This window comes from Streptomyces flavotricini, assembly GCF_020639365.1.
GTDB lineage: Bacteria > Actinomycetota > Actinomycetes > Streptomycetales > Streptomycetaceae > Streptomyces > Streptomyces flavotricini.
The window spans coordinates 802579-824096 of the sequence record NZ_JAINUL010000001.1; the positions used below are offsets into that span (position 1 = coordinate 802579).

General features: G+C 72.3%; 15 protein-coding genes and 1 pseudogene. 7 read left to right on the forward strand and 9 right to left on the reverse strand.

All coding sequences use genetic code 11. The features are described 5' to 3' along the window. Positions 1 to 44: 44 nt before the first annotated feature. The gene (locus K7B10_RS04025; RefSeq protein ID WP_229334560.1) at positions 45 to 515 is read right to left on the reverse strand and encodes a hypothetical protein; all 471 of its coding nucleotides are present in this window, start codon (positions 513 to 515) and stop codon (positions 45 to 47) included. A gap of 628 nt (positions 516 to 1143) precedes the next feature. Between K7B10_RS04025 and K7B10_RS04030 the strand changes: the two genes are divergently transcribed. From K7B10_RS04030 to K7B10_RS04040, 3 genes are all read left to right on the forward strand, one after another. After that, positions 1144 to 2076, forward strand: a complete 933-nt coding sequence (locus tag K7B10_RS04030; protein WP_229334561.1) for a terpene synthase family protein — start codon at positions 1144 to 1146, stop codon at positions 2074 to 2076. 22 nt (positions 2077 to 2098) lie between these two features. Beyond that, complete coding sequence (locus tag K7B10_RS04035) at positions 2099 to 3460, forward strand: cytochrome P450 (protein ID WP_229334562.1); 1362 nt, start codon at positions 2099 to 2101, stop codon at positions 3458 to 3460. Between the two features lie 190 nt (positions 3461 to 3650). Beyond that, complete coding sequence (locus K7B10_RS04040; protein ID WP_229334563.1) at positions 3651 to 6542, forward strand: ATP-binding protein; 2892 nt, start codon at positions 3651 to 3653, stop codon at positions 6540 to 6542. A 65-nt stretch (positions 6543 to 6607) separates the two neighbouring features. Here K7B10_RS04040 and K7B10_RS04045 read toward each other — a convergent pair. Together K7B10_RS04045 and K7B10_RS40665 are read right to left on the reverse strand one after the other, a co-directional pair. Next, positions 6608 to 6964 (reverse strand): annotated as a pseudogene (locus K7B10_RS04045) (enoyl-CoA hydratase-related protein); the annotation flags it as partial. A 97-nt stretch (positions 6965 to 7061) separates the two neighbouring features. Beyond that, positions 7062 to 9635 carry an MDR family MFS transporter gene (locus K7B10_RS40665; protein ID WP_308284497.1) on the reverse strand — a complete coding sequence of 858 codons (2574 nt, stop codon included), beginning with the start codon at positions 9633 to 9635 and terminating at the stop codon, positions 7062 to 7064. A 253-nt stretch (positions 9636 to 9888) separates the two neighbouring features. On the opposite strand from K7B10_RS40665, the gene K7B10_RS04060 reads away from it, so the two are divergent. Continuing rightward, positions 9889 to 10698, forward strand: coding sequence for a class I SAM-dependent methyltransferase (locus tag K7B10_RS04060; RefSeq protein WP_372481361.1), 810 nt, complete (start codon positions 9889 to 9891; stop codon positions 10696 to 10698). A 32-nt stretch (positions 10699 to 10730) separates the two neighbouring features. Here the strand turns inward: K7B10_RS04060 and K7B10_RS04065 are convergent, their stop codons facing one another. Together K7B10_RS04065 and K7B10_RS04070 are read right to left on the reverse strand one after the other, a co-directional pair. Beyond that, positions 10731 to 10889, reverse strand: a complete 159-nt coding sequence (locus K7B10_RS04065; protein ID WP_229334564.1) for a hypothetical protein — start codon at positions 10887 to 10889, stop codon at positions 10731 to 10733. 287 nt (positions 10890 to 11176) lie between these two features. Further along, the gene (locus tag K7B10_RS04070) at positions 11177 to 11965 is read right to left on the reverse strand and encodes a peptidoglycan recognition protein family protein (RefSeq protein ID WP_229334565.1); all 789 of its coding nucleotides are present in this window, start codon (positions 11963 to 11965) and stop codon (positions 11177 to 11179) included. A 230-nt stretch (positions 11966 to 12195) separates the two neighbouring features. Between K7B10_RS04070 and K7B10_RS04075 the strand changes: the two genes are divergently transcribed. Continuing rightward, complete coding sequence (locus K7B10_RS04075) at positions 12196 to 12411, forward strand: hypothetical protein (protein WP_229334566.1); 216 nt, start codon at positions 12196 to 12198, stop codon at positions 12409 to 12411. Positions 12412 to 12468: 57 nt separating this feature from the next. Here the strand turns inward: K7B10_RS04075 and K7B10_RS04080 are convergent, their stop codons facing one another. The 4 genes from K7B10_RS04080 to K7B10_RS04095 form a co-directional block, all read right to left on the reverse strand. Then, positions 12469 to 13362 (reverse strand): geranyl diphosphate 2-C-methyltransferase, encoded by an 894-nt coding sequence (locus K7B10_RS04080; protein ID WP_229334567.1) that lies wholly within the window; start codon positions 13360 to 13362, stop codon positions 12469 to 12471. A 14-nt stretch (positions 13363 to 13376) separates the two neighbouring features. After that, positions 13377 to 14624: a family 2 encapsulin nanocompartment cargo protein terpene cyclase gene (locus K7B10_RS04085; RefSeq protein WP_229334568.1), complete on the reverse strand. Its 1248-nt coding sequence runs from the start codon at positions 14622 to 14624 to the stop codon at positions 13377 to 13379. 63 nt (positions 14625 to 14687) lie between these two features. Next, the gene (locus K7B10_RS04090; RefSeq protein WP_229334569.1) at positions 14688 to 16100 is read right to left on the reverse strand and encodes a family 2B encapsulin nanocompartment shell protein; all 1413 of its coding nucleotides are present in this window, start codon (positions 16098 to 16100) and stop codon (positions 14688 to 14690) included. Between the two features lie 260 nt (positions 16101 to 16360). Then, complete coding sequence (locus tag K7B10_RS04095) at positions 16361 to 17482, reverse strand: PP2C family protein-serine/threonine phosphatase (RefSeq protein WP_229334570.1); 1122 nt, start codon at positions 17480 to 17482, stop codon at positions 16361 to 16363. A 178-nt stretch (positions 17483 to 17660) separates the two neighbouring features. Here K7B10_RS04095 and K7B10_RS04100 point away from each other — a divergent pair, with 178 nt between their 5' ends. Further along, positions 17661 to 18590, forward strand: a complete 930-nt coding sequence (locus tag K7B10_RS04100; protein WP_229334571.1) for a cyclase family protein — start codon at positions 17661 to 17663, stop codon at positions 18588 to 18590. Positions 18591 to 18696: 106 nt separating this feature from the next. Further along, positions 18697 to 21465: a SpoIIE family protein phosphatase gene (locus tag K7B10_RS04105; RefSeq protein ID WP_229334572.1), complete on the forward strand. Its 2769-nt coding sequence runs from the start codon at positions 18697 to 18699 to the stop codon at positions 21463 to 21465. Positions 21466 to 21518: the final 53 nt, after the last annotated feature.

Sequence of the window (21518 nt, forward strand, 5' to 3'; positions counted from 1 at the left end):
GCGAAGCCCCCCGGCCTTCCGAGCCGGGGGGCTTCCGCGTGGCATCAGCCCCGTGCGCCACCGCTGCCCGGGTCTTGCGTGGCGCGTGCGATGCCGTCGAGCTCGCGGGCGATCCACGCCCGGTCCGCGGCCTCGCACGGGGACGGGGGCGGGGCCGGGGACACGGACGCCGCGAGCGCGGGGTCCGGGCGCGGGCAGGTGTTGTCCACGACCGCCCAGCCCTTGCCGCCGTCGGGGGCGGCCAGTTCGACGAGGCGGTGATCGAGGTGGCCCGTGATCATCACGGCCATCAGGGACAGGTACTCGCACTGCAGGTCGGGGCCGAGGTCGGGCTCTCCCGGCACTTCGAGGACGGCCTCCCGGCCGTCGGCGAGCAGCGCACAGGTGGTCTGTACGGCGCGGATGAGCACCTCGAACCGCTCGCCGGTCAGGCGCGCCCGCAGGACCTCCAGGTAGGGCCCCAGGACATCGGCCTCCTGGCCGTCGCCCGAGTCCGCCGCATGGTGCTCGATCATGTTCCCCCGCCCTTCCCGGACGGCCGCGTCCTGTCGGAAGTGTAGGGAGTGCCCCGCACCTCCACGGCGCTCTTCGGCCACCGGCGGACGGCACCGCCGCCCCATCCTCAACAGGAGCCACCGTCGGTCGAGTTGGCAGACGGCCGTTCCAACGGTCCCGCGAGTGGCCGGAAGACGCCCATCAGGGCAGGGATATCCGGAGGCTTACCCTCCGGATGTTTGCGACTATGCCGCACGCATATCCTTTTGGGATATTCCCTGCCCAATAGCAGGGACAATGCAGTATCTCCGCAATTTCTACATTGACAGTGCACGGCGCTCTGAGGGTTAATAACTTCACGAGTGGCCTGATGTAGTCGTGCGCGGAAGGGTTCTGGTCGGTTCCCGACCGGTTCTTTCCGCCAGCCGCGGCGTGTGCGGACGTAGCGACGCCGCGGCAGCGGGGTGCTCCGAAATTGCACGTGCCACGACGATCGTACATTGAGCGGGTATTGGCGAATCCGACTCTTCCGTGGGGGGATCAATGGCCCGGCTCGACCCATTCTCTGTTCCTGATTTTCATCTTCCGTTCGGGAACTCCAAGCATCCACTGGCCGCGCGGGCCAACGCCGAGGCCACGTCCTGGGCGTTGGGCCACGAGCTCGTCACCGATGCCGCCGAGCAGTTCACCGCGATCGGCTGCGGGCACCTCGCGGGCCGCGTGAGCGGTGACGTGCCGTACGAGACCGTCGTGCTGCTCGCCGAGTGGATGGCCTGGTCGTTCGTCCTGGACGATCAGCACGACCACCTCATCAGGACGGGTGAACTTGCCGCCTGGCGGCCCGTCACCGATGCCATCACCGAGTACCTGGCCACGGGCCGGACCTCAAGGTCGACATCGCGCCGCAATCCACTGGTGAAGGGATTCATCGAGCTGTGCGACCGGATCCTGGGCGGCATGTCCCCGGGTACGGCGGCCCGATACCGAACACACGTACCACAGATGCTGCACTCGCTGGACCAGGAGGCGGGCAATCGCGGTGCGGCCAGGCGCCCTTCGGTCCAGGACTACGTGCTCATGCGCCGGCACAGTTCCCAACTGCTGCCGATGATGGACATGGTGGAGGCCGGACTGGGAATCGACCTGCCCCAGCACATCCACGACCTCCCCGCATTCCAGGCGGTCGTGGAGAGCGCCGTGGACATCATCTCGTGGGGCAACGACGTCTTCTCCCTGCCGAAGGAGCACGCCTGCGGGGACAACAACAACCTGGTCTCCCTCATCGCCTCGTGGGAGGGACGTTCGCTTCAGGAGGCGGTCCGGTCGGTCGAGGCCCGCATCCAGGTCCGCATAGAGGACTACGTGACGGCGGAACGACGACTGTTTCAAGTCATGGACCCCCAGGGGGAGATGGACCCCACGGTGCGGGCGGCGGTCACCCGGTGCGTGCGCAGTTACGAAGACTGGATGATCGGCGCCGATCTGTGGCAGCGTTACGAGTGCACACGGTACAGCGACGAACGGTTCGCGGCCGGGCTGGAGTCCGCGTACACCCGCCCGGACCTCGTTTCGGTGGCATGACGGCATGACAGGGAGCAGACCCATGGCCCGTACGGAACAACTCGGCCCTGTGGTCCACGCACCGGCGGCTCCGGGGCGGTTACCGCTCCTGGGGCACGCCGTCCCCCTGTGGCGCCATCCGATCGCCTTCCTCGAATCGTTGCGCGAGCACGGCGACATCGTGCGGCTCGACATCGGAACCTGGCCGGTGCACGTCCTGACGAGCCCGGACCACGTGCACGCCGTACTGGTCCAGCAGGCGCAGAAGTTCGGGCGGGGCCGGGTCTTCGACCGGCTGCGGCCGATGTTCGGCAACGGCATCGTCACGACGGACGGCGAGTTCCACCGCAAGCAGCGCCGGATGATCCAGCCGGCCTTCCACCGGAGCCACATCACCGAGTACGCCGAGGTCATGAGCCGGGCGGCGGAGGAGATGACCGCGTCGTGGACGGCGGGCCGGGAGATCTCGATGGTCACCGAGGCCCGGCGGTACGCCCTGTCCTCGGTGGCCGAGATGATCTTCTCGGGGGACCTGAGCCGGCCCGCCATCGCCGAGGTGCACCGCTCGCTGCCGATCGTCCTGGAGGGGATGCTGCTGCGGGCGGTCATGCCCAAGTCCCTGGACCGGCTGCCCATCCCGCTGAACCGGCGCTTCGACGCGGCGGCCGCCCGCCTGCGAGGGATCATCGACCAGGTGATCGCGCAGTACGGCGCCGAGGAGGCCGGGGCGGACGACCGCCACGACCTCCTGTCCCTGCTGCTGTCGAGCGTCGACCCGCAGACGGGCACGACGATGAGCCCCGAGCAGGTGCGGGACGAGGTCATCGCCATCCTCTTCTCCGGTACGGAGACCTCGGCGACCACCCTGTCCTGGGTGTTCCACGAGGTGGGCCGTCACCCCGAGGTGGAGGAGCGGCTCCACGAGGAAATAGACGCGGTCGTGGGCACGCGCCGCGTCCGCCCGTCCGACATCGCTCAACTGCCTTACGCCAACAACGTGTTCCAGGAGGCGCTGCGCCTCCATTCGCCGCTGCTGTTCACCCGGCGGGCCCTGGTCCCCCTCACCCTGGGTGGCGTCTCGATCCCGGCCGGCGCGGAACTGGCGTACAGTCCGTACGCGTTGCACCGCGACCCCGCGCTGTTCCGCGATCCGACCGTGTTCGATCCGGACCGGTGGGAGGAGAAGCCGGAGGAGCAGCCGCGCGCGCACCGGTACATCCCGTTCAGCGCCGGCCAGCACAAGTGCATCGGGGACACGTTCGCCGTGGCGGAGATCCTCACCGCCCTCGCGACGGTGGCGTCGCGATGGCGGCTGGTGCCCGCTCCGGGGGTGACCGTGCGGGAACTTCCCGCGGGAATGCCCCAGCCCAGCGAGCTTCCGATGATCCCTGTTTCACGCCATTGACGGAATCTGATCGATTCAGCTCCGTTCAAGGCGAGTTCGGCGATCACACGTCGTCACAGGCCGTGTAAAGGCGGAAGAGGATACAGCGTTGTCCCCTTACGGGTGACGTGATCCCGCAATAATGTGCTTAAGCAGCAAGTTCCCGTCCGCGGGGTCGTACACTCGGCCGCACGCGCTGGAGGGGGCAAGAATGTCACATGTCACGGAACCGCGAGGGTGGGCGACCCAGCCGCTGCTCGAACGGGAATCCGAGATTCGCGCGATCCACCGCGCGGTGGACGAGCTGTGCGGCACCTCGGAGAACGGTCCGACCGCACGCCGCGGAGGTGTCCTGACCTTCGCGGGATCAGGCGGCATCGGCAAGACCACCCTGCTGGTCGAAGCCCGTCGGCACGCGGCCGAGCGCTCGTGCACCGTACTGTTCGCCCGCGGCGGCGAGCAGGAGAAACAGGTTCCGTTCCACGTGATGCGCCAGCTCATCCAGCCGGCCTTCGCCGCCATGACCGAGGACGAACGGCGTGACGTCCTCGGCACCTGGTACAGCATCGTCGCCCCGGCGCTCGGCCTGACCGCAGCCCCGGAAAGCCCGACGGCACCGGACCCGCAGGGCGTGCGCGACGGGCTGGACTGGGTCGTCACCCACCTGACGGTGCGCAGCGCGCCCGTCGTCCTCATCCTCGACGACGCCCACTGGGCGGACGCCGAGTCCCTGGCCTGGCTGACCGCGTTCGCGGCGCGGGCCGAGGAACTCGCCATGCTGATCATGGTGGCCTGCCGGCCGGACGAGATCCCCGCCGGCGCCGCCGCGCTGCGTGCCCTGATGGGGCGCCAGGGGACCCGTCCGCACGAGCTCGCTCCCCTCACCACCAGCGCGGTGGCGCGCATAGTGCGCGACGCCCTCGGCCAGAGTGCGGACGACGTGTTCTGCCGCGAGTGCTGGGCGATCACCGGCGGAAACCCCTTCGAGGTCGTCGAACTGGCCATGAAGGGCCGCGACCGCGAGCTGAAGCCGCACCAGGACAGCATCCCCGAGCTGCGCGACCTGGCCTCCGCCGTCAAGGGCAGCGGTCTGACCGACCGCCTCGAACAGCTCGGGCCGTCCGTCGTCCGGCTCGCCTGGGCCGCCGCGGTCCTCGGCACCGCCGTCCCGACCGGCATCGTCGGAAGCGTGGCGGCCCTCGGGGACGCACAGGTCGCCGACGCCATCAACAAGCTGCGCGCCGCGCGCATCCTGACCGTCCTCACCGGCCTGCGCCGCAAGGAGGTCGTCGAGTTCTTCCACCCGCTCGTCGCCACCGCCGTGTACCGGTCGATTCCGCCCGGTGTGCGCGTCGCGATGCACGGCATGGCCGCGCAGGCCCTGGTCGACGACGGGCAGGGAGCCGCGGCGGCGGCCCGGCACCTGCTGGAGATGCACCCCGACGGCGACCCCTGGGTCGTACAGCAGCTGCGCCAGGCGGCGCGGGACAGCTTCTCCGCGGGGGCGCCCGACGCAGCACGCCGCTATCTGGCCCGCGCGCTGCGCGAGCCTCCGGACGTGGAGGACCGGGCCGAGGTGCTGTTCGAGCTCGGCTCCGCGAACCTCCTGCACGATCCCGGGACCACGATCAACCAGCTCAGGGCCGCGCTGGAGGAGCCCAAGGCCGAACAGGGCCTGCGGGAGGCGATCACCTACCGGCTGGCCCAGGCCCTCGCCCACACCGGTCAGCTGGCCGAGGCCGCCGGGCTCCTCCAGGAGGAGGCCAAGCGGGCCACCAGTTCCCGTACGCGGCTGCGCATGCAGGCCGAGCAGTTCAAGTGGAACTCGGTCCGGGTCGACGAGGAGAACTCGCCCGCCCGCTCCCGGCTCCTCGCCCAGTTCGCCAAGCGGATCACGGGCCGCGGTCTGGCCGAGCGGCACATCCTGGGCCTGCGGGCCTGGGACGCCGCCATGCGCGGCGAGCCCGCCACGACGGCGCTGGAGTACGCGGAACAGGCGCTGGACGGCGGGATGAGCTGGACCGACGGGTTCGAAGTGCCTTCGGTCATCGCGGTCACGCTCATGTACTGCGACCAGCCCGGCCGCGCCGAGGACCTGTTCAACACCGGCATCGTCGAGTTCGAGGCCAAGGGCTGGCGCGGCGCACACCTGTCGTTCGTGTACACCCTGCTCGGCTACGTCCGCTACCGGCGCGGCCGCCTCGCCGAGGCCGAGGACTTCGTACGCAACGGCCTGCAGATCGCCGACCGTGTCGGGCAGGGCATCCCCGCGCAGTGGTACGCGATCGGCACGCTCGTCGAGACGCTGCTCGCGCGCGGGAACACCGAGGAGGCGCTGCGGGTCGCCCACGACTACAAACTGGGCGAGGGCTTCCCCGCCGCGGTGGTCTATCCCGACCCGCAGGCCGTGTGGGGCAAGCTGCTGCTGGCCCAGGGCCGGATCGACGAGGCGATGCGGCACCTGGCCGCGGCGGGCAAGCGGCTGGATCTGCGCGGCACCCGCAACCCGTCGTGGAGTCCGTGGCAACTGGACCTGGCGCTGGCGCAGGTGTCCCGCGCGCCTGACCAGGCACGTGCAACGGCGGCCGAGGCGGTCGCCCGGGCGCGGGCGTTCGGTACGTCCAGCGCGATCGGCCACGCCCTGCGCGTGTCGGCGGCGGCCACGGATCCCGCGCAGGCGGCCGTCCTGCTGCAGGAGGCGGTGGGGCACCTCGAACAGTCCCCGGCCGCCTGCGAGCTGGCCCAAGCACTGGTCGATCACGGCACGGCGCTGCACACCCTGGGCGACCCGCACCGGGCGGCGCAGCAGCTCTACCGGGGCATGGAGACCGCCGCGGCCTGCGGCGCCGACGGCCTCGCGCGCCGCGCCCGCACCCAGCTGGTGTCGGCAGGCCTGCGCCCCCGCCGGCTGCACACCTCCGAGCAGGACACGCTGACGGTGGCCGAGAGCGCGGCGGCCGGGCATGCCGCGCTGGGTCTGGACAACGCGGCGATCGCGGCGAAGATGCACAGCAGCCCCCAGGCGGTCTCCGAACTCCTCTCGGCGGTCTTCACCAAGCTCGGTACCGACCGCCTGGGCCTCCGCAGGGCCCTGGGGAACTGACGGTCCCCCCTCTCCCGGCCGGGAGAGGGGCTGATCACGGTCCGGTCAGCGGTGGGTGATGTCCGCGGCGCATTGTCCACGAAGGCGCTCATGCCCTCCTTCTGGTCGGCGGTGGCGAACACGGCCTGGAAGACGCGGCGTTCGAAGCGGACGCCCTCGCGGCGTCCATGGTGCGTCCGGTCAGGCAGAGTCCCATCGCCTTGGCCTTGCCGACGGCCCTGGTCAGCTGCCGGGAGCCGCCGATGCCGGGGACCACCCCGAGCTTGATCTCGGGCTGTCCGAAGACGGCTGTGTCGGCGGCCAGCAGGATGTCGCAGCGCATCGCCGGCTCGCAGCCTCCGCCGAGGGCGTGACCGGAGACGGCCGCCACGGTGGGAGTGCGCAGGTTTGCCCAGGCGGTCCCAGACAGTGAACCGGTCGCTGCGGGTGTCGGTCATGGGACGCATCCGTTCCGTGCCGCGGCGGCGCCGCGCACGGAAGTCGAGCCGGCTCCACCGCGTCGGGTGAACGCGCGCCGGATCACGCCCCTGCGCCGGAGACCGCCCCCGCGTCGCCCCGGGGCCCCCGGGTCCTGATCATCAGGGCGGCGACCAGGACCGCGAGCAGTACGCTACCGGCCGCCCACCAGAAGTTCGCCGTCTCGGCGCGCAGCAGCTCCTTCTCGATCATGCTGGGCAGCACGGACCCGGCGCGCAGTCGGTCCACGTGGGCGGAGATCACGGTGTCGAGCAGTGCCGCACCGGTCGCCAGGCCCAGTTCCTGGGCCGTGAGGACGGCTGCCGCGGCGCCGCCGGAGCGCTCCGCGGCGACCGCGCCGGTCACGGTGGCGAGGATCGGCACGAAGGCCGTGCCGATCCCGAGACCGATGAGCAGCAGGGCGGGCAGCACCCCGATCGCGTACGAGCTGTCGAAGCCCAGGCGGGTCAGCAGGAACAGCCCGGCGGCGGTGAGCGCCAGGCCCGCCAGGATCGGGACGCGGGGCGCGACGCGGGGCAGCAGTCGGGCGGAGACCTGTGTGGAGCCGATCACGATGGCGGCGACCATCGGGAGGAAGGCCGCTCCGGTCATGGCCGGGTCGTAGCGAAGGACGGTCTCGAGGTAGTAGCCGACGACCGGGTACAGGGCTACGGTGCCGGCGCCGGCCAGGAGCATGCCGAGGAGGCTGCCGGCGCGGTTCGGGTCCTTGAAGACGCATGCGGGAAGGAGCGGGTTCGCCGCCGCGGACTGCCACCACAGGAAGCCGACGAGCAGGAGGGCACCGCCCACGAGCAGGATCAGGGTCAGGGGGGTGGCCCAGCCGCTCAGCTGGGCCTCGTCCAGTCCGTAGAGCAGGGCGGCGACCCCGCCGGAGCCGAGCAGTACGCCGGGCGCGTCGAAGTGGCCGTCGGTGCGGCCGGGGCGCTCGTGCACCAGGGTGAGCGTCCCGATCAGGCCGATCACTGCGATGAGGACGCCGCCGTACAGCGACCAGCGCCAGCTCATGGCGGTGAGCAGCCATCCGCCCTCGGCCATCCCCAGTGCCGTGCCGGCGGCCGTGATCGCGGCGTAGATCCCGAAGGCCCTGCCGCGTTCCTTCGGGTCGGCGAAGCCGGTGGCCACCAGGGACAGCGCGGACGCGGTGAGCAGCGCACCGAAGACGCCCTGGAGGACGCGGGCCCACACGAGCGTGCCGGAGTCCCCGGCCGATCCGCCGAGCGCGGAGGCGGCCGCGCAGCCGAGCAGGCCGACGATCAGTGTCCGTTTGCGTCCCGCGAGGTCCGCGATGTGGCCGCCGATCAGCAGCACCGCGCCGAACGCGATGAAGTAGGCGTTCGCCAGCGTTCCCAGGCCGTCGGTGGACAGGCGGAGGTCGGCCTGGACGGCCGGAAGCGCGACGCTGAGGTTCGCCGCCTGGAGCAGCACCATCAGCTGCACCAGGGCGATCACCGCCAGGCCCCACCAGCGCCCGGGGAGCGCGGGGGCGGGGTCGGGGAGGGCGGCCGGGGGCGGCGGCCACGGACTCGCGGGTGCGCCCGGGGGCGGTCCGAATCCCCGGGCGGGATCGAAGGGCGCGGGCGACGCGGGGGCGTAGGCGGGCGGCAGGGGCAGCGGCTGCGGCTGCGCCGGGCGCTGGTCCTGCGGGGCCGGCGTCTGCGGGGGAACCGGGGCCGGGGCCTGGGGCTGCGGCTGGTGCTGGTGCTGGGCCGGGATCGACGGGGCGAAGTCCAGCAACTCGGCGGCATGGCGCCCCAGTTGTGCCAGCACGGCGCCCGGCAGCCACTCCGCCGCCTGATCCGGCGCCGTACGCTCGGCCACCTCCCGGGGACCCGGACGCCGTGCCGGGTCCTTGTGCAGGCACGCGCGTACGAGGTCGACCAGCGCGTCCGGCACCCCGGTCAGGTCCGCCTCCTCCTCGGCGACCCGGAAGAGGTGGGCGTTCAGGCCGGTGTCCGTGGCGCCGAACAGGAGGCGTCCGGTGGCGGCGTAGACGAGGACGGCGCCCAGGCAGAAGACGTCGCTCGCGGGGGTGAGTTCAAGGCCGCGGACCTGCTCCGGCGACATGAAGCCGGGGGAACCGATCAGCATGCCGGTGCGGGTGTGCAGGCTGTGCTCCTCGGCCAGGCTGTCCATCGCCCGGGCGATGCCGAAGTCGATGACGCGGGGGCCGTCGACGGTGACGAGGACGTTGGACGGCTTGAGGTCGCGGTGGATCAGGCCCGCCTCGTGCACGGCCTGGAGGGCGAGGGCGAGGCGGTGGGCGAGGGTGCGGACCGAGTGCTCGGGCAGCGGCCCGAAGTGCTCGGCGACGACGGCGTGCAGGTCGGGGCCGGGGATGTACTGGGTCGCCACCCAGGGGACGGCGGCCTCCGGATCGGCGTCGAGCACGGCCGCGGTACAACTGCCGCCCACCCGTCGCGCGGCCGCCACTTCGCGGGCGAACCGCCTGCGGAACTCGGGATGCCCGGCGTACTCGGCCTGCACCACTTTCACGGCGACGGTACGGCCGCCCTCGGAGCGGCCCAGGTAGACCAGGCCCATCCCGCCGGCGCCCAGTCGGGCGATGAGCCGGTACGGTCCGATGCGGGTCGGGTCTTCGGCGATCAGCTGGTCCACGGGGGCAGGATAGGCCAACTGTCCGACAGTGGACGGGACATCGGGCGGATCGTCGGCCCGGCCCGCCGGGGAGGGGCCGCGCCGGGCCGAGCGTCGCGCCGAGTGGTTCGCCGCGCCGGGCGGCGTGGTGAAGGACGGCGAGGAGGCCTGCGGCGGCCCCGCCCCGGACCGGCGGCCCCCGCGGACCCGGTCCGATCCCCGCCCCGGTGTTCTCGCCGGGCGGCTGCGGAGCGTCGCGGCGATAATGGGTCGCATGAGCACAGGTGCCGGGCGCGGGCGCTACGGCGAGGCGGTGTTCCGGCCCGGGCAGCCGGGCGAGGACGACCGCATCGACCTCGGGGCGCTCACGTACGACGACATGACACTGGACCGCCTGCGCGCCCTGGGCGCCGGGCCGGGCTGGAACTGCCTGGACGTGGGCGCCGGGACCGGCACCGTCGCCCGGCGGCTGATCGAGGAGGCCGGGGTCACGAGCGTGCTCGCGGTCGACCGCGACGTCCGCTTCCTCGCCGCCCGTCCGCTGCCGGGGCTCGATCTCCTGGAGGCGGACGCCGTCGCGCCGGATTTCGACCCCGGGAGCCGCTTCCAGCTCGTCCACGCCCGGTTCGTATTGATGCACCTGCCTTCGTGGCGGCGCGTGATCGCCCGACTCGGCGGCCTGCTGGCCGACGGCGGGGTGCTGGTCCTCAGCGACGCCATCGACCTGACCAGCCGCAGCGCCCCGCCGAGCCCGTACACCCGGGTCATGCAGGCCATGTGGCAGGGGCTGCGCGACACCATCGGCACCGACATCTCGTGGGTCCCGCAGTACCCGCAGCACCTGCGGGAGGCGGGACTCGTGTCCGTCGCCGGCGAGATCCGCGTGCCGCCCCTGACCCCGGGCAGCCCCATCAGCCGCTTCTGGGTGAATACTTGGGACCGGGCCCGGGAGTCGATGGTGGCCACCGGACTGGTGGACGACACGACGATCGAGGAGGCGGTCCGGTACCTCGAATCACCGGACTGCGCCGCCCTCTCACCCGGAATGATCACCGCCTGGGGCCGGCGGCCGATGCCCGCGTGACGAGGTGACGTGGGTCCGGAGCGGTTCAGGCTTCAGGAACGCCCCGTCTGCGTACCGAGCCGACCGGGCGCGCCCCGGCGCCGCCGGTCGCTGCGACACCATATGCGGTAGGCGCTGAAGCAGGAGGCCAGGGCGACCGCGACAGCACACCAGAGGCCGACGACGACGAGGATCGTGGCGAGCAGGGACATGTGGCTCACTCCTGTCCGGATGGGTGCGCTGTCCGGGCCGTCCGAAGTCCGGTCCTGGGCCCGCCTCTCGTCATGAAGGTACGTGTGGAGGCGGGCAACCGGTTCAGTGCGGCGGGTGGTTGGGCGGAGATGCGGAATACCTCGTCACGTACCCGCGTCAACAGATCCTTCAACACGTCGGACGGCACCGGCTCGTGCCGGACGCGCACGACGACGCCGACCTCGCGGCGCGGGGCGGGCGCGCCCCCGAGGTCGGCGTCTGCAGCAGGCTGTGCGTGTCGGAACCCTCAGCGGAACTGCCGGCGCAGCAGTCGCTCGGGGACGTACTCCGGGAAGGGCGACAGCGCGTGGGCGGCGGCGTCGTCGATCAGGTCCCGGATCGGGTCCGATTCCGGGTCCGTCAGGGGGGTGCCCAGGCGGGTGGCCACCTGCCGGCGCAGCGTCGGGAGCAGCGCGTAGAGGCGGTCGCCGGGGCAGGACGTGGAGTTGAAGTCCCGGTGGCCGTAGATCTCCGAGGCGGGCAGTCCGTACTGGGTGCAGATGTGGGCGCACAGGTCGGCGAGCTTCGAGAACTGCGCCGCCGGCGGGTCCTCCGTCATGTACGTGCCCTCGTTCTCGATGCCGATCGAGACCGTGTTCTGCCCGACGCAGTGCGCCGCGCGCACCTGGCGCTTGCCGGTGCGCAGCTCCGCGAGGCTGTTGTGGCGGCCTTCCATCACGAACGCCCCGCGGCTGACCGTGAAGTGCTGCCCGGTGTCGATCCAGCCCTGGGCGTCCATGTGGTACGTCTGGATCGCCCGGGCCAGGGCGTACGCGCGCTGCTGCGAGTAGTCGGTCACGTTCAGCGTCGCCGTGTGGTGGACGATGATCCGCTCGGGGCGGTTGGCCAGGACCACCACGTCCTCGGACGCGGCCCGCGCCCCCCAGCCGGCGCAGCTCACGATCTCCGGACCGGCCGCGGCTGCGGCCGCGGCGTGCGCCCGGCCCGCCGGGAGGAGGGAGAGCGCGGAGCCGGCGGCCAGGGCGAACGCGCCCGTGACGACCGCTCGGCGGGTGTGCTGCGCGGGGGAGGTCATACCGTGCCCTTTCGGTCGGAGGTGCCCATTGAAGGGGCCCGCACCGCCGGAGCACGCATGACACACCGGTGATCGGCCTCCCGGCGGCGCCACGGGGTGAGCGGGGGCCGCCATCCGGGTGCGGCCCGGGCCGCGTCCTCGTGCCCGGCCGGGCCGTCTCTCACATCCTGGGCCGGGAGCAGCGCCTTCCGCCCAGCCGTCCGACCATCCAGCCGCCCAAGGAGTACGGGATGTCCTTCGACGCCGTCGACCGCTTTCTGACCGCCCTCGACCCGGCGCACCGCGAGGCCGTCGGCGGCCTGCCGCGTGCCGAGCAGGAGCGGCTCGCCGCGGCCTGGGAGGAGGAGCTGGAGCGGGACACCGACATCGACACCCTGGACGAGCTGTCGCCCCCGGCCGCCGAGAGCGAGGCGGCGCGGCGGGTGATGGAGCGCCGTTCCGAGTAGCCGGGCCCGCAGGCACGGGCCCCGCCGCCTTCCGGGCCTCCCCCGGGTCCGCGGGACTCAGACGCGGTCGGCCGCGATCAGCACGTACTGGAACGAGCCGTCCTTGTAGGAGTTGATGAACGCCTCCTCGATGCCGGTGACGAGGGAGGAGGTGGCCCGCAGCTCCCAGTACGGCAGGGTCGCGGGGGTCAGGTCGATGACGGCCTGCGGTACGAGGCGGTTGTCGGCCATGGCCCGCATGTACTCCCGGCGGGAGTGGATGTTGCACTCGAAGTGCGCGTTGATCTGGGAGACCCACTTCGAGGGCTGGCCGTAACGGGGGTTCCAGCAGCCGGTGATGGTCACGTACCGGCCGCCGACGGCCAGGACGCGGGAGTGCTCGGCGAACAGGTCGTGCAGGTCGACGTACATGCTCGACTCGTTGTTCCACGAGCCCGCGGCCTGCCCCGTCTCGAACGGCATGTCGAGCATGTTGCAGACGCGCGCGCGGACCGAGTCGTCGATGCCCAGTTCGCGGGCGCGCTGGTTCGCGAACTCGGCCTGCTTCGCCGACAGGGTGACGCCCTCGACCTTGCAGCCGAACCGCTGGTGGGCCATGACGGACGAGCCGCCGCGGCCGCAGCCCGCGTCCACGAGCGTGTCGCCGTGTCCGATGGAACCCAAGTGGTCCAGGAGGACGTCGGCCTGCGCCGACTCCAGCCGGTGCAGTTCGGCGATCAGCTTCTTCTCGTACGCGCTGTCGTCGGTGCTCCCGAGGGCGGCGTGGTCGACGTCACCGATGCCGTAGTGGTGGTGGTACAAGCCGTCCACGTCGCCGAGGCGCAGGTTGACCGGCCGGGCCTCGTGATCCCAGTAGCGGGCGATGTCGCCCTGGTAGGGCGTGGCCGGCGACGGAATGAACGCCGAGGTGGTGGAAGCGGTGGGGGCAACGGTGAGATCGGTGTCGGTCACTTATAGATCCGTCCTTACCAGAAGTCGGGCAGGCTGTAGCGGTAGGTGTTGGTCATGTGCCAGTAGTGGTTTCCGTCGACCCACGCGGCGACCCCGCGCAAGAAGCGCGCCACGTTCGGGGCGGGGCAGGAGGCGGCCAGGTCGGCGGCCGCGGCCTCGAAGGCGTGCATGAGGTCGTTGTGGACCTCGACCGCCTTCAGGTAGGCCTCCTTGACGGAGACGCCCTCACGTTCGGCGATCACCACGGGCAGGTTCAAGTGACGGCCGGGGCTGGCGAGTTCCTTGGTGTACGAGTAAAGGTCGTTGACGATGGTCGTGGCGTTCCCGGCGAGCGCGATGACCCGTTGCATGGCGGGCTGGGCGTGCAGGTCCGCCGGTAGTTCGTAGCCGCCGACGGTGTCGGTGATCGTGGGACAGGGGCGGAAGTTGTTGAACTGGCGCATCGCCAGGTACTCCCACACCTGCGGGACGTAGTCCGTCTCGGCCCAGGCCGCCTCGGCGAGGTACCCCATGTGCAGGCGGGCCATGTCGTGCCGGAACCGGTCGGCCTGGGAGGGGCCGGCCCCCTGGAGGAGGTACTCCATGGCCGAGCGGTACGCGCGACGCGGGGCGTCCGAGCGGAGCGACTCCGTCCACGCCGGCTGGTACTCGGTCGTGGTGTGCAGGGGGTCGAGCGCCGTGTGCGCCAGCAGCAGGCGTCCGCCGAGGCCGACGGGCGAACCCCCGTGGTCCTCGCAGTAGCAGTCGTCGACCACGTTCTCGGCGACCATCAGGCGGGTGGCGAGCATCAGGTGGTCGATGCTCGGGGCGTCCGGGTGACAGGCGACCATGTAGCGGCCCACGGAGAAGCCGTCGAACTGGTCCTCCCACTCCGGGGGGTAGAGGTCGACCTCGTCCGCCCACGCCTTGATCCGGCGGCTGACCTCCTCCACCCGTACGGGATCGGGTTCCGGTACGGGGTGGTAGTACAGGCCCGGGATCGGCCGGCCGGCCGCCGGTTCCGCCGGTGCGGACGGCGGCCCCTCGGTCCGGGCCGGGTGGAGGCCCACCGTGCCCAGGCCGCTGGGGCCGCGCAGGATCCGCTCCAGCGCGGGGTTCGGCGCACCCGCGGGAGCCGGTGGCCCGGCGGGGGCGGGCACGGCGAGCTGCTCGGGCCGGACGCAGCCGACGGCTTCGACTCCGCGTCCGTGGCCGTACGTCCCGAAGGCGACCGCCGCGGCGGGGAGGCTCGGCTGCAGAGGGGAGGGCCCGGGATCGGGCATCCGTGACTCCTTGGTGAGGTGGTTGGGCTGTCCCGGTTCCCGGGCGCGGCCCCGGGCGGTCGGCTAGTCGTGCCTGCGGGCGATCTGTACGTTCTCCAGGACGCCGAGCGCGTCGGGCACGAGGATCGCGGCGGAGTAGTAGGTGGAGACCAGGTAGGAGATGATCGACCGCTCGTCGATGCCCATGAACCGCACCGACAGGCCCGGTTCGTACTCCTCCGGCAGACCGGTCTGGCGCAGGCCGATGACGCCCTGGTTGTCCTCGCCGGTACGCATGGCGAGGATCGAGCTGGTGTTCTCCTTGCTGATGGGGATCTTGTTGCACGGCAGGATCGGGACCCCGCGCCAAGCCGGGACCTGCTGGCCGCCGAGGTCGACGTGGTCCGGGTAGAGCCCGCGGGCGTTGAACTCGCGCCCGATCGCCGCGATCGTCTTGGGGTGGGCGAGGAGGAGCTTGGTTCCGCGGCGGCGGCAGAGCAGCTCGTCGAGGTCGTCCGGGGTGGGCGGGCCGGAGTGCGTCTGGATCCGCTGCTTGAAGGCGGCGTTGTGGAGCAGACCGAACTCCCGGTTGTTGACCAGCTCGTGCTCCTGGCGCTCGCGCAGCGCCTCGATGGTGAGCCGGAGCTGCTCCTCGGTCTGGTTCATCGGCTCGTTGTAGAGGTCGGCCACCCGCGTGTGCACCCGCAGGACCGTCTGCGCGATGGAGAGTTCGTACTCGCGCGGGTTGAGCTCGTAGTCGACGAAGGTGCCGGGCAGTTCGGCCTCGCCGGTGTGGCCGGCCGACATGGCGATCTCGGCCTCGCCGTGCTTGTTCTGCCGCTGGCGCGGCAGCGAGCCGAACTGCTGGACGTGGGCCTGGAGGTGCGGCGCCGAGGACAGTACGGCGGCGAAGTCGGAGCGGGACAGGGTGAGCAGGGTGCCCGCGGTGGCGGCGGTCGCGGTGTAGTCCCAGCCGCCTGCGCCGTCGAGCAGGGCGTTCTCGCCGAACCGGTCGCCGTCCGCGAGCACGGCGACCGCGACCTCGTCGCCGTACTTGCCGACGGAGGTCTGGTTGATCCGGCCGTGGGCGATCAGGTGGATGTCGTTGGCCGGGGTGCCGCGCTCGACGAGCACCTCACCGGCGCGGAAATCGCGCTGGACGCACCGGGCGGCGAGCGCGGTCAGCACGTCCAGGTCGTCGAAGCCGCGCAGCATGGCGATCTCGCCGAGCTCGCGGGGGATCACCCGGACGTGGGCGCCGTCCTGGACGAACTCGATGCGGCCGTCGCCGACGGTGTAGGTCAGCCGGCGGTTCACCCGGTAGGTGCCGCCCTTGGTCTCCACCCAGGGAAGCATCTTCAGCAGCCAGCGGGAGGTGATCTCCTGCATCTGCGGGGCGGACTTGGTGGTGGTGGCGAGGTTGCGGGCAGCCGCCGTGCCCAGGCTGGTCTGCCGGGACGGGTCGAGCTGCGCCTCCGGGCTGGTGTCCACGGTCATCGGGCAGGCGCTCCTTCATCAGGGCGGTGACCGGCGGCGCGCACGCGCCGCCGGTGAAAAAGAAAGAAGAAAGGGGGTCGGAATTCCGGGCATTCCGTCCAGATCCGGGAGCACACTAACCGTCAGCGCGTCACATCAGTCCCTTCAGCCGTAGCCATTACCTCGATACGGCGATCTTGTGCCGCGCGACGTTTGCGGACCGGTGCAGCGACATTCAAGCCAGACCGAATGCCTGTTCCCCATAAGGGAATTGATCGGGGTCACCGGTCGACGAGGAACATCGCCGCGTCGTCCGCCAGGCCGTGCCGGGTGTGGCGGAGCAGCCCCCGATGGAGCTCGTTCAGGAATTCCTGCGCCTCGGGCGCCGCCTCCACGGCCTCCATCGCCTCGGGCAGGGCGAAGAATTCGCCGCCGCCGTCGCGGGCTTCGATGACCCCGTCGGTGTACAGGAGCAGCCGGTCCCCGGGGACGAAGGAGTGGCGGTCCGGCGTACCGGGGGGCCCGGTGACGAACTCCGCCAGGCCGAGCGGCGGCAGCGGGCGGGCGGGCATCAGTGCGCGGACCGTTCCGTCGCGGAGCAGCAGCGGGGGCGGGTGACCGCGATTGACCACCTCGACCACCGCCCCCTCCGGCACCTGCGCCACCAGCGCGGTGACGAAGCCCTCCGCGAGCACGTCCGGGTCGATCACGCCCGGCACGGCCGCGTCCCGCAACAGCGCCGCCTCGCAGCGGTTGATGACCCCGACGAGTTCGTCCTCGTAGTGCGCGGCCTCCCGGAACGCGCCCAGCACGGCCGCTGCCGCCCGTACGGCCGGCAGCCCCTTGCCCCGGACGTCTCCCACGATCACCCGGACCCCGTACCGCGTCTCCACGGCCTCGTACAGATCACCGCCGATCTGCGCCCCCGTCTCGGCCGCCAGGTACATGCCGGCCATGCGCAGGGGGCCGAGCCGGACCGGTACGGGCCGCAGCACGGCCTCCTGGGCCGCCACGGCGATCCGGCGGACCTGCTCGAGCTCGTCCTCCCGCCGCTTGCGGACGGTACTGCTCGTGGCGAGGCTCGCCAGGGACACCAGGAACAGGGCCAGGAAATTGGTGTAGACCTGCTGGCTGCCCCAGGCCCCGTTGTACGTGGCGGTGGTGATGCTCACGGCCACGGCCAGGGCCACCGCCGCCAGTGTGCCCTTCGGGCCCATCGCCACGGCGGCCAGCGCCGGCGTCGCGACCAGGAGGGGACCGGTGTACAGCACGTGCGCGGGCGTGAATTCGATGGTCAGCACCGCGAGCGCGATCGCGAAGGGCAGACACTCCGCGAGCACGAAGAGGACCTCGTGGTGACCGCCCGCTCCCGGTCGAGGAAGCGCACGGAAGGGCACCCGCATGGATCCAGCCTGCGCCGCCGCAGCCGCTCGCCGCCACCGTTCGCCCGAGCGGGGCCCGTCGGGCGTAGAGCGCGCGGCCCGCGGGCATGTGAGGCGGTGCGGGTGTCGGGGCGCCCGTTCCCCCGCCCCCGCCCTCCCCGGAGCGGGGCCACGCCGAGCCTTGGAACGGTGAATCCGGATGAGCAGCAGCCCCGAGCGCCGGGTCTCCCGTCGGGAGTTCGACGCGATCTTCACCGCGGTCCGCACCTGGGGCCGCTGGACGCCGGCCGACCGCGGTGCCTGGAACCGGGTCACCGCGGACCACGTGCGGCGGGCCGCCGCCCTGGTCCGGTCCGGTACGGCGGTGCCGCTGGGCCTGCCCTGGGACACCCGGACGGGACCGGACAACCGCAAGCCCGCCCTGCACCACATGACCGACCTCGGCGACGTGGAGGCCCCGGAGCCCTCCACGTACAAGGACTTCCTCGCCGCCGACTACCACGGCAAGGCCGTGAGCCACCTGGACGCGCTGTCACACGTCGCGTACGAGGGGCGACTGTACGAGGGCCGCCGCGCACGGGAGGCCGTCGACGCCGGGGGCGCGCGCTTCGGCTCGGTGGCGGCGCTCGGCCCCCTCGTCACCAAGGGGGTGCTCCTCGACCTGCCGGCCGTTCTCGGGGTCGACTGGCTGGAGCCCGGGCGGGCGGTCCACGCGCAGGACGTCCTGACCGCGGAGCGGGCCCTGGGCGTGACGGTCGACGCGGGCTGTGCGGTGCTGCTGCGCTCCGGCCGCTTCCGCCGCAGCCGGGAGCTCGGCCCGTGGAACTCCGACGCCGCGAGCGCCGGTTTCCACGTGGACGCCGTGCCGTTGCTGGCCGAGCGCGCCGTCGCCCTGCTCGGCGGCGACGGGGACAGCGATCTGCGCCCCTCACCGGTCGAGGGCGTCCACTCCCCCGTGCACGCCCTCGCCGTGGCCGCCATGGGGGTGCCGCTGCTGGACAACCTGGACCTGGAGGCCCTCTCCGCCGCCTGCGCCGAGGCCGGGCGCCACGAGTTCATGCTCGTCGTGGCGCCGCTGGACGTGCCCGGCGGGACGGGTTCACCCGTCAATCCGGTCGCCGTCCTCTGATGCGGACAAATAGGTAGGAATATACTCGGAAAGCACTTGCTCGGTGTAAGCGCTCCGCTGTGGCGCCTCGCCGCGGCCGAGCGCTCGGTAAGGGGAAGTGATGCGTATGGGGGCCACGGGAGAGCAGATCGGCCCCGCACGCTCCCGTGAGCGGTTCCTGGTGGGCGAGCCGATCGCGGACGGGGTGCGCGGCCCGATCCTGAACTCGTGGCAGCGCTGCCAGTCCCTCGGACTCTCGCCGGACCAGACGGACCTTCCGTACCGGGACGATTTCGACCCGGACAGCCGGCTGGTGCGCGCGGCCCGGCCCGTGCTCGACGAGCTGGCGTCCCGGTTCGCGGGCAGCCAGATGAACGTCTCCCTCGCCGACGGGAACGGAACGGTGCTCCAGCGCCGCTTCGGAGAACCCGCCCTGGCCCGCAGCCTGCCCCCCATCCAGAGCGTCCCCGGCTTCGTCTTCGCCGAGCGGTTCGCGGGGACCAACGGCATCGGCCTCGCGCTCGCCGAACGGCATCTCGTACAGGTCTACGGGGCCGAGCACTTCGCCGAGCGCTCCCAGTCGAACGCCTGCTCCGCGACCCCGATCCGCGACCAGCTGAGCGGACACGTCGTCGGCGTGCTCTGCTTCGGATACCCGCACGGCTACGAGCACGCGGCGCTGCCCGCCCTGGTCCACCGGGCCGCCCAGTCCATCGAGCGGCGGCTGATGGAGCAGCGTTCGGCGCGGGAGCGCGACCTGCTGCGTGCGTACCTCGACGCCGGCCACCTGGCCCGGAACGGCGCCGGCCCCGGCCCCGGCGAGGGGCCGACGGTCGCGCTGGAGGACCTCGGAGACAGCGGGCTGGACCTGCACGCCCAGATGATCCTCAAGGAGAAGGCCACCGAGCTCATGTCGTCGACGCGACGGGCCTGCGTCGAGGTGTCCCTGCCCCACGGGCGGGGGGTCACGCTGCTGAGCAGCCCGGTCACGAGCCGCTCCGGGGTGGAGGGCGTGGTCGTCGAGGCCGTGTTCACCGGCGAGCCGCCGCCGGCGCACCACCTCTCCGTCGTGACCGGCGCGGGCCCACCGCACGGAGCGCCGCGCGACATGCCGCACGGGACGCCGTCCGGGACGCCTCCCGGCCCGTCCGACGCGGACCCGCCCTCCCCCGGCAGGGTCCGGGGCCTGGTGCTGGTGGGCGAGCCGGAGGTCGGCAAGTACGCCGTCGCGGCGCGCCGCCGTCTGGAGCTGCTGGCCGAGGCCAGTACCCGTATCGGCACCACGCTGGACGTGACCCGCACCGCGTGGGAACTCGCCGAGACGGCGGTCCCCCGCCTCGCCGACTACGTCACCATCGACGTGCCGGAGGCCGTGCTGCGCGGCGAGGAGTCCGCCGACCCCCGCAGCGAGCTGCACCGCGCGGTCGTCCACGGCATACGCGAGGACCACCCCTTCTACCCCGCCGGCCGCCGGGTGGAGCTGCGCTCCGGCACCCCGCACATGCGGTGCCTGGAGAGCGGGCAGGCCGTGCTGGAAGCCGACCTCCGGGAGGCCGTCGGCTGGATCGACCAGGAACCCGAGCACGCGCGGCGGATCCTCGCCCGCAACGTGCACTCCCTCATCTCCGTCCCCCTCCTGGCGCGCAGCGTCCTGCTGGGCATCGCCAGCTTCTACCGCTCGCAGGACCCCGCCCCGTTCGGCGAGGACGACAGCTGGCTGGCCCGGGAGCTCGCGGCCCGCGCCGCCCTCTGCATCGACAACGCCCGCCGGTACACCCGCGAGCACACCCTGGCCCTGGCCCTGCAGGAGAGCCTGCTCCCGCACGGCATCCCCGAGCAGGGCGCCGTCGAGGTCGCACACCGCTACCTGCCCGCCGAATCGGGGGTCGGCGGCGACTGGTTCGACGTCATCCCGCTCTCCGGCACCCGCGTCGCCCTCCTCGTGGGGGACGTCGTCGGCCACGGCCTGCACGCCGCCGCCACCATGGGCCGGCTGCGCACGGCCGCCCGCAACTTCGCCGAACTGGAACTCGCCCCCGACGAGCTCCTCACCCACCTGGACAACCTCCTGGTCCGCCTGGACCGGGAGGAGGGCGGCGACAACGACTCCGGCAGCACCGGCATCGTCGGCGCCACCTGTCTCTACGCGGTCTACGACCCCACGTCGCGGCTGTGCACCATGGCCCGCGCCGGGCACCCACCGCCCGCGCTGGTCCACCCGGGCGGCCGGGTGACGTTCCCGGAGCTGCCCGCCGGACCGCCGCTGGGCCTGGGCGGCCTGCCGTTCGAGACGGCGGAGATCCAGCTGCCCGAGGGCAGCACCTTGGTCCTCTACACCGACGGACTCGTCGAGGACCGCGAACGCGACATCGACGTGGCCCTCGACCAGCTGAGCGGCATCCTGGCCCAGCCGGACCGCTCGCCCGAGGACACCTGCCGGGCGGTCATCGACGCCATGGCGCCCGAACACCCCGCGGACGACATCGCGCTGCTCGTCGCCCGCACCCGTACCGTGCCCGCCGACCGGATCGCCACGTGGACCGTGTCCGCCGACCCCTCCCTGGTGGCCGGCGTGCGCGCCGCCGCCACCCGCCAGCTCGCCGACTGGGGGCTGGCCGAGCTCGCCTTCGCCGCCGAGCTGATGCTGAGCGAGCTGGTCACCAACGCGGTCCGCTACGGCACCGAGCCCATCCAGGTGCGCCTGGTCCACGACCGCTCGCTGATCTGCGAGGTCTCCGACGGCAGCAACACCGCCCCGCACCTGCGGCGGGCGGCTTCCACGGAGGAGGGCGGCCGCGGCCTGTTCCTCGTCGCCCAGCTCGCCCGCGCCTGGGGCACCCGGTACACCACGCAGGGCAAGGTCATCTGGGCCGAATGCGCCCTGGACGCGGCCTGACGGCCGACAGGCCTGACAGCCGACATATCGCCCATATCGGTACGGCCACCAGT

Bases quoted from the DNA above. Each gene is read 5' to 3' on its own strand.
- K7B10_RS04025 (WP_229334560.1), bottom strand. From the start codon at position 515: ATGATCGAGCACCATGCGGCGGACTCGGGCGACGGCCAGGAGGCCGAT.
- K7B10_RS04035 (WP_229334562.1), top strand. From the start codon at position 2,099: ATGGCCCGTACGGAACAACTCGGCCCTGTGGTCCACGCACCGGCGGCT.
- K7B10_RS04040 (WP_229334563.1), top strand. From the start codon at position 3,651: ATGTCACATGTCACGGAACCGCGAGGGTGGGCGACCCAGCCGCTGCTC.
- K7B10_RS04060 (WP_372481361.1), top strand. From the start codon at position 9,889: ATGAGCACAGGTGCCGGGCGCGGGCGCTACGGCGAGGCGGTGTTCCGG.
- K7B10_RS04065 (WP_229334564.1), bottom strand. From the start codon at position 10,889: ATGTCCCTGCTCGCCACGATCCTCGTCGTCGTCGGCCTCTGGTGTGCT.
- K7B10_RS04070 (WP_229334565.1), bottom strand. From the start codon at position 11,965: ATGACCTCCCCCGCGCAGCACACCCGCCGAGCGGTCGTCACGGGCGCG.
- K7B10_RS04075 (WP_229334566.1), top strand. From the start codon at position 12,196: ATGTCCTTCGACGCCGTCGACCGCTTTCTGACCGCCCTCGACCCGGCG.
- K7B10_RS04085 (WP_229334568.1), bottom strand. From the start codon at position 14,624: ATGCCCGATCCCGGGCCCTCCCCTCTGCAGCCGAGCCTCCCCGCCGCG.
- K7B10_RS04090 (WP_229334569.1), bottom strand. From the start codon at position 16,100: ATGACCGTGGACACCAGCCCGGAGGCGCAGCTCGACCCGTCCCGGCAG.
- K7B10_RS04095 (WP_229334570.1), bottom strand. From the start codon at position 17,482: ATGCGGGTGCCCTTCCGTGCGCTTCCTCGACCGGGAGCGGGCGGTCAC.
- K7B10_RS04100 (WP_229334571.1), top strand. From the start codon at position 17,661: ATGAGCAGCAGCCCCGAGCGCCGGGTCTCCCGTCGGGAGTTCGACGCG.
- K7B10_RS04105 (WP_229334572.1), top strand. From the start codon at position 18,697: ATGGGGGCCACGGGAGAGCAGATCGGCCCCGCACGCTCCCGTGAGCGG.